The sequence below is a fragment of the Fibrisoma limi BUZ 3 genome, from assembly GCF_000296815.2.
GTDB lineage: Bacteria > Bacteroidota > Bacteroidia > Cytophagales > Spirosomataceae > Fibrisoma > Fibrisoma limi.
The window spans coordinates 145724-151932 of the sequence record NC_019017.1 but is presented as its reverse complement, the minus strand read 5'-3'; the positions used below and the strand labels follow the sequence as shown (position 1 = coordinate 151932).

The 6209-nt window shown below is 54.5% G+C and carries 7 protein-coding genes; all 7 read left to right on the top strand.

Annotated elements, in window-relative coordinates; translation table 11 throughout:
- Positions 1-35: 35 nt before the first annotated feature.
- Genes BN8_RS31300 through BN8_RS31270 form a run of 7 tightly spaced genes read left to right on the top strand, consistent with a single transcriptional unit; the run spans position 36 to position 6168 of the window.
- Positions 36-1118, top strand: a complete 1083-nt coding sequence (locus tag BN8_RS31300; protein ID WP_015057007.1) for a YncE family protein — start codon at positions 36-38, stop codon at positions 1116-1118.
- A gap of 14 nt (positions 1119-1132) precedes the next feature.
- Positions 1133-1999, top strand: coding sequence for a DUF2911 domain-containing protein (locus BN8_RS31295; protein ID WP_015057006.1), 867 nt, complete (start codon positions 1133-1135; stop codon positions 1997-1999).
- Between the two features lie 3 nt (positions 2000-2002).
- On the top strand, positions 2003-2656 hold the full coding sequence (locus tag BN8_RS31290; protein ID WP_015057005.1) for a class I SAM-dependent methyltransferase: 654 nt from the start codon (positions 2003-2005) through the stop codon (positions 2654-2656).
- Positions 2653-3363, top strand: a complete 711-nt coding sequence (locus BN8_RS31285) for a DUF2231 domain-containing protein (protein WP_015057004.1) — start codon at positions 2653-2655, stop codon at positions 3361-3363. Before BN8_RS31290 ends, BN8_RS31285 begins: the two co-directional genes overlap by 4 nt.
- Positions 3364-3369: 6 nt before the next feature.
- Positions 3370-4149 carry a hypothetical protein gene (locus BN8_RS31280; RefSeq protein WP_015057003.1) on the top strand — a complete coding sequence of 260 codons (780 nt, stop codon included), beginning with the start codon at positions 3370-3372 and terminating at the stop codon, positions 4147-4149.
- Positions 4146-5639 (top strand): multicopper oxidase family protein, encoded by a 1494-nt coding sequence (locus tag BN8_RS31275; RefSeq protein WP_015057002.1) that lies wholly within the window; start codon positions 4146-4148, stop codon positions 5637-5639. Before BN8_RS31280 ends, BN8_RS31275 begins: the two co-directional genes overlap by 4 nt.
- Positions 5640-5691: 52 nt before the next feature.
- Entirely contained in the window at positions 5692-6168 is a 477-nt protein-coding gene (locus BN8_RS31270) for a DUF3347 domain-containing protein (protein WP_015057001.1), read from the top strand.
- Positions 6169-6209: the final 41 nt, after the last annotated feature.

Here is a 6209-nt window from a genome sequence, read left to right as displayed (position 1 = left end):
ATATCGTTAAACGAATTCATTAAACCAGTAAGCCAATGAATAAATATGCTAAAACGGCGGCTCTGTTGCCGCTTGCTGCTCTGTCAGCTTGTATGAACATGGACGACATGAACAACAGCCAGCCTGTCCTGAACATTAACTATCCGGCGGCTTACGTCGTCAATGCCGAGGGGAATAGCCTGTCGGTTATTGACTTATCGGGTCAACAGGTTAAAGAAACCATCTCGTTCGGGGATGCTTCGGGCGGACATGGCAGCATGGGCATGACCGATATGGTCATGTGGCCCCATCACATCTATCTTTCGCCCGATGGCAGCCATTTAGGCATTGGTGTGCCAGGCATGGACCTCAGTGCCGGCCATACGGGCGGAACGATGGGAATGAAAGGCCGCGTCCTGATCGTAAATCCTGTGACAGGTCAAACCACGCAAAACCAGCAGACCCCGGTTATGAATCATAACGCGGTGTTCTCACCCGATGGCTCCGAAATCTGGACTTCCCAGATGGACAAAGTGGGTAAGGTGCTGGTCTACAATGCCAGCACGATGGCGCTGAAAAATACCGTTACCGTTGGCATGGAACCCGCCGAGGTGACCATGTCGGCGAATGGTCAGTATGCCTTTGTGGCCAACGGCATGAGCAATTCGGTGACGGTCATTAAAGTGGCCGACAAGTCGGTCGTCAAGACCATCGCCGTGGGGGAAGACCCGGTTGGAGCCTGGCCCGGCACGGATGGGAAGATGTACGTCGATAATGAAAAGGGGCAGAGCATCAGCGTCATCGATGTGGCCACCCTCTCCGTGGTTGAAACGGTGCCCCTTGGCTTTACGCCGGGTTACGCAGCCTACAACGCCACCCGCAATGAACTTTGGGTGAGTCAGGCGGGGACGGGCAACAAAGTGGTCATTTTTGAGCGAATGAATAACGCCTGGATGAAGATGGGTGAGGTAATAACTGGACTCGATGCCCACGCTATTGCCTTTACAAAAGATGGCGCAACGGCCTTTGTCACCAATCAGGGAGCCGCTACGGTGTCGGTGGTGGACGTAGTCAAGCGTACGAAGCTTAAAGACATTGCCGTTGGCAAGAAGCCCAATGGTATTGTTCTTAAGTACTAATCTAAAACGAACCGATGATACACCCCTTTGTTAGTCGAATGCTGGCGTTTGCCCTGTTGACCATCAGTTTGGTCCGACCGGCACTCGCTCAACTGAGTCTACCCGAACCATCCCCGCCAACGACGATCAAACAAAAGATAGGCTTCACGGACCTGACCATCGCCTATTCGCGCCCGGCGGTTAAAGGACGTACCATCTTTGGCGGGTTAGTGCCCTTCGGCAAAATCTGGCGTACCGGTGCTTCGGATGCCACCATCCTGACCGTCACCGATCCAGTTACGTTAGCGGGTAAACCCCTCCCTGCGGGTAGCTACTCGCTGTTTACAATTCCTAATCGCCATGACTGGACAATCATTCTGAACAAGCACGTTGGCGGACACGGACTTGATGGCTACGACGAGAAAGACGATGTCGTGCGGTTTTCCGCCAAAGCTGATTCGTCAGCCCGGTTCTACGAATCGTTCACCATTGAGGTCCAGGACCTGGTGCGGAACCAGGGGAACATCTATCTAAACTGGGCCAACACATCGGTGCATTTCCCCGTCATAAGCAACGCCGATGAGCGCGTCACGGCGGAGATTATGGACCGGATCAACGTCAAAAAAGAGGAAAAGCCCGGCTTATACTACCAGGCCGCCCTGTATTACTTCGATCAGGAACGGGATACCAAGCAGGCCTTAGCGTGGGCGGCAAAGGCGGTTGAACTCAAACCCGCCTTTAACTACCTGCACCTGCAAGCCAAATTGTTGGCCCGCACCGGCGATTACAAAGGAGCTATCGCGGCTGCCCAAAAGTCAGCGCAGGCAGCTCAGCAGGAAAAGTTTACCGACTACGTAACGCTGAACAACCGGCTCATCGCCGAGTGGGAGAAAAAGCTATAAGGGATGAAGGCGGCCACTGCTCCGTATAAAACAGCCCTGCGCTGGAAGGGACTTACCCCCTTCTACGACCGGGTGATGGCGCTAACCATGCGGGAAAATTACTTCCGGTCGCTGCTGCTGGAACCGATACGGGACCGGAAGCCCCGGTATGTGCTGGACGTCGGTTGCGGCACAGGTACGCTGGCCCTGCTGTTGCATCGGCAATTTCCTGATGCCAGCGTGTTTGGCCTGGACGGCGACGAGAAGGCCCTGGCGATTGCCCGCCAAAAGCATGCCGTCGCGGGATGGCCCATTGTCCTGGAGCAGGGGCTTTCTACGGCATTGCCTTATCCGGATGGCAGCATGGACCTGGTTACCTGTAGCCTGTTGCTGCATCACCTGTCGGATGCCGATAAGCAGCAATCGATCCGGGAGATGCACCGGGTGCTCTCGCCGGGTGGTATGCTGATGCTGGCGGATTGGGGTAAACCCGCCAATAAACTGATGCGGCTGCTATCCTACGGCCTGCAGCTCTTTGATGGCTTTGACACAACGGCAGCGAATATACAGGGGCGCATTCCCAATATGCTCTACCAAGGTGGTTTCAAAGACATAACACAAACCGGCCAGGTGAACACCCTGTTTGGTACGCTGGCTCTTTACCGGACAGACAAATGAGAAAAACGCTTAACGGCCTATTGGCCAGCTTAGTACTTGGGGTTGGCTTGTTAGGTGGCCCGGTAGCTATTATGGCCCAAGGGAATGATAATCCCAATGGAAAACAGCCAGACAGCTCAGTTCATCAGCCACCCCATACCGGGCATCATCCGATGGGCACTCATCAGGCCACCCAAATTGAGTCCCCAGCTTCGATGCCTCCTCCCATTGACGCAATTCCCACGGCGCATTCTGCCGTGGTTCATTTTCCATTGGTGCTGCTGCTGGTAGCAGCCGTCTTCCAGCTCATTGCCCTTTTCCGACCCCGCAAAGGTTTGCACTGGCAGGTTGCCGGATTGGCACTGGGCGGCTTTGTAGGGGCGTATGCCGCCAGTTCGTTGGCCCATCCCCACACGCACGGATTGAGTCAGTCAGCCCTGCACGTGCTGGAACATCATGAGCAATTAGCCCGCTACACCGTCTGGCTGGCGGGTACGGCTTTGCTGCTGAAGATGGTTACGCTATGGCGGCCTTACCGCTGGCTGGAAGCCCTAACAGCACTGGTTCTGGTCGGCTCGGTCTATTTCGTCATGCACGCGAGTCACATGGGCGGAGAGCTGCTGTACCGGTACGGAGTTGGGCCGCGCGGTGCCTACCTCGAACGACACGAAGAAGGCCACGCAGACGGCAACCGCCACGAACACAAACATCCTGAAAAGGCCGACTAACTCGTTATGAACCGTATCTGGCACCTGCGCATTCGTAAAACGCACCGCTATTTAGGGTTGTTTGTCGGCGTCCAATTTTTACTCTGGACGCTGGGTGGCCTGTATTTCAGTTGGTCAAGCCTTGACGACATCCACGGCGACCACCTCAAACGCCCGGCTGTTGGTTTTTCGGCTTCGTTGCCGCTGGCTTCGCCATCGGTTGCCTTCCAGGCATTGAAGCAGAAGGGTATTGACTCCGTGTTTAGTGTGGCCCTCATCGACGTGCTACACCAACCGGTGTACCAACTGACCTACCGGGTGCAACACACCGGCGGATCGCTGATGACGCACGTCCAGTTAGCGGATGCCCGCACGGGTCAACTCCGCGGTGCCTTAACTAAAGCCGAAGCAACGGCCGTAGCCCAACAGCGCTTTGCGGGTTCATCTGCCATAGAGACTGTCGAGTATCTGACGGTTACCAATGACCATCACGAATACCGGGGAAAGCCCCTGCCAGCCTACGCCGTTATATTTCGGCAACCGGCTCATGCAACGGTGTACGTAGCGGCTCAATTAGGTACGCTACAAAGCGTCCGAACGGACCCCTGGCGCGTATTTGATCTGTTATGGATGCTGCACACAATGGATTACCAAGGGCGAGATGACATCAATAACGGACTGCTCCGGGCTTTCTCGGTGCTTGGCCTGCTATCCATCTTGTCGGGTTTTGCCCTCTACGTTGCTTCCTCACCGGGGCTTCGGCGGGGAAGAGCTACTGTTAAACCAAGACAAACGCAACGACAATGAATCGACAGCGCTTCTTAAAGACACTGGGCTTCGGGACGGCGGCTTCGCTGACCGGCTCCTGGCTGCTGACGGGTTGTAACACCCACGATATGTCCAATATGGATATGACGCCGGGTGGAGAAAACATGGGGCCAGCCATTACGGAAGTTCCATTTACGACACCCCTTCGGTTTCCCGAAACGATAACCGCCAGCGGACAGTTGACCGCATCGTCGGTGACAGAAGCCATCTTGCCCGGTAAAAGCGTCCGCATGCTGAGTTATCGCCAGGGTGCGCTGGGGCCAACCATCCGGGTTACCAACGGTTCCGACGTAACGCTTCGCTTCAACAATCAGTTGACCGAAGAATCGAATATTCACTGGCACGGACTGCTCGTTCCCGCCGAAATGGATGGGCACCCCACTCAGCTGGTGCAGGCAGGCGGATCATTCACCTATGCATTCCGGATCAATCAGGCGGCCAACATGGCCTGGTACCACCCGCATCCCCACGAAAAAACGGCTAAACAGGCGTTCATGGGACTGGCCGGCATGATTCTTATAGAAACGCCCGACGAACGCGCGCTCAATCTGCCATCGGGTACGTTTGAACTTCCATTGCTTATCCAGGACAAGCGGCTGGATGGTGCGGGATCACCGGTTTACAATCCAACTATGGACGATGTAATGATTGGCTACATGGGGGAGACCGTTACCGTTAACGGAATTGCGGGGGCCTTTCATCCCGTGTCAACGCGTACCTACCGACTGCGGATTGTTAATGGTTCCAATGGCCGGATTTATAATCTGGCCCTGAGCAACAAGGCGCCGTTCCAGGTTATTGGCACCGATGGTGGCTTGCTGGCGGCTCCGGAAACCGTTACCGCCTTGCTGTTATCACCCGGCGAACGGACTGATTTGCTGGTGGACTTCAGCAAAGTACCCGTCGGGACTGATGTTTACCTGACGAGTGAAACGTTTACAGGGGCATCCTCACAGGGCGGACAGGCCTTTAACATCCTTAAGTTTTCGGTCAACAAGGCGGAAAGCGATCCATTTCGGATGCCAGTTTCGCTATCAACGGTAACCCCACTGTCAACCGCGTCAGCGGTTAAAACCCGTCAGTTTGACATCGGTATTTCGGCCGAAGGGATGGACGGAATGAGCGGAATGAAAGGTATGCACACTATTGGGGGAAAAACATATCTGGCCAGTCGTATCGATGAATCGGTCAAGCTGGGTGATACCGAGATCTGGGAGTTCGACAACAGTAAAGGCGATGAGCCGCACCCCATGCATCTGCACGGTACGTTCTTTCAGGTCATCAGCCGCGTTGGAGGACGTAACACGTTGTATGCGAATGAGAAAGGGCCAAAAGATACCGTGTTAGTCATGCCGGGTGAACGGGTCCGTATTATCGCCCAGTTTAAAACCCCTGGCACGTTCGTGTTCCACTGTCATAACCTGGAGCATGAAGACGACGGAATGATGCTGAACTTCCGGGTAAGTTAATCAATGCGTACTTAATGCAAAAAAACAATCCGTTAATCAACCAATTACAATCATGAAAACCATTCGTTTAGCCGTTGCCACAGTAAGCCTTTCGTTTTTTTCCGTAACTGTCTGGGCACAGAATACGGCTACTGCTTTAACCGCTTATTACAGCGTGAAGGATGCCCTTGTGGCCACGGATGCCGCAAAAGCTAAAACCCAGGCCGCTACACTGACGGCTGCCCTTGGTAAAGTGGATGCCGCAAAATTATCTGCCGCTGACAAAAAGGCGTTGGCAACCGCCAAAACGTACGCAGCCGCCATCAGCAAAACGACCGACGTAGATGACCAGCGCGAACAGTTTGAAAAGCTCTCTACCAGCATGATATCGCTGGCGAAGGCCACAAAACCGGGCAAAGCATACGTGCAGTATTGTCCGATGGCTGCTGAGGGTAAGGGGGCTTCCTGGCTGAGCGACAAGCGGGAAGTTCGTAACCCTTACTACGGCGACAAAATGCTAAAGTGTGGGTCGGTAAAAGAAGAAATTTAACCAAGCAGTCCCTGACCGTCGGCCGACGGTCAGGGACATAA

What these genes read in the sequence shown, in the direction of transcription:
- BN8_RS31285 (WP_015057004.1), top strand. Translation starts at nt 2,653, where the DNA reads ATGAGAAAAACGCTTAACGGCCTATTGGCCAGCTTAGTACTTGGGGTT.
- BN8_RS31290 (WP_015057005.1), top strand. Translation starts at nt 2,003, where the DNA reads ATGAAGGCGGCCACTGCTCCGTATAAAACAGCCCTGCGCTGGAAGGGA.
- BN8_RS31270 (WP_015057001.1), top strand. Translation starts at nt 5,692, where the DNA reads ATGAAAACCATTCGTTTAGCCGTTGCCACAGTAAGCCTTTCGTTTTTT.
- BN8_RS31295 (WP_015057006.1), top strand. Translation starts at nt 1,133, where the DNA reads ATGATACACCCCTTTGTTAGTCGAATGCTGGCGTTTGCCCTGTTGACC.
- BN8_RS31280 (WP_015057003.1), top strand. Translation starts at nt 3,370, where the DNA reads ATGAACCGTATCTGGCACCTGCGCATTCGTAAAACGCACCGCTATTTA.
- BN8_RS31275 (WP_015057002.1), top strand. Translation starts at nt 4,146, where the DNA reads ATGAATCGACAGCGCTTCTTAAAGACACTGGGCTTCGGGACGGCGGCT.
- BN8_RS31300 (WP_015057007.1), top strand. Translation starts at nt 36, where the DNA reads ATGAATAAATATGCTAAAACGGCGGCTCTGTTGCCGCTTGCTGCTCTG.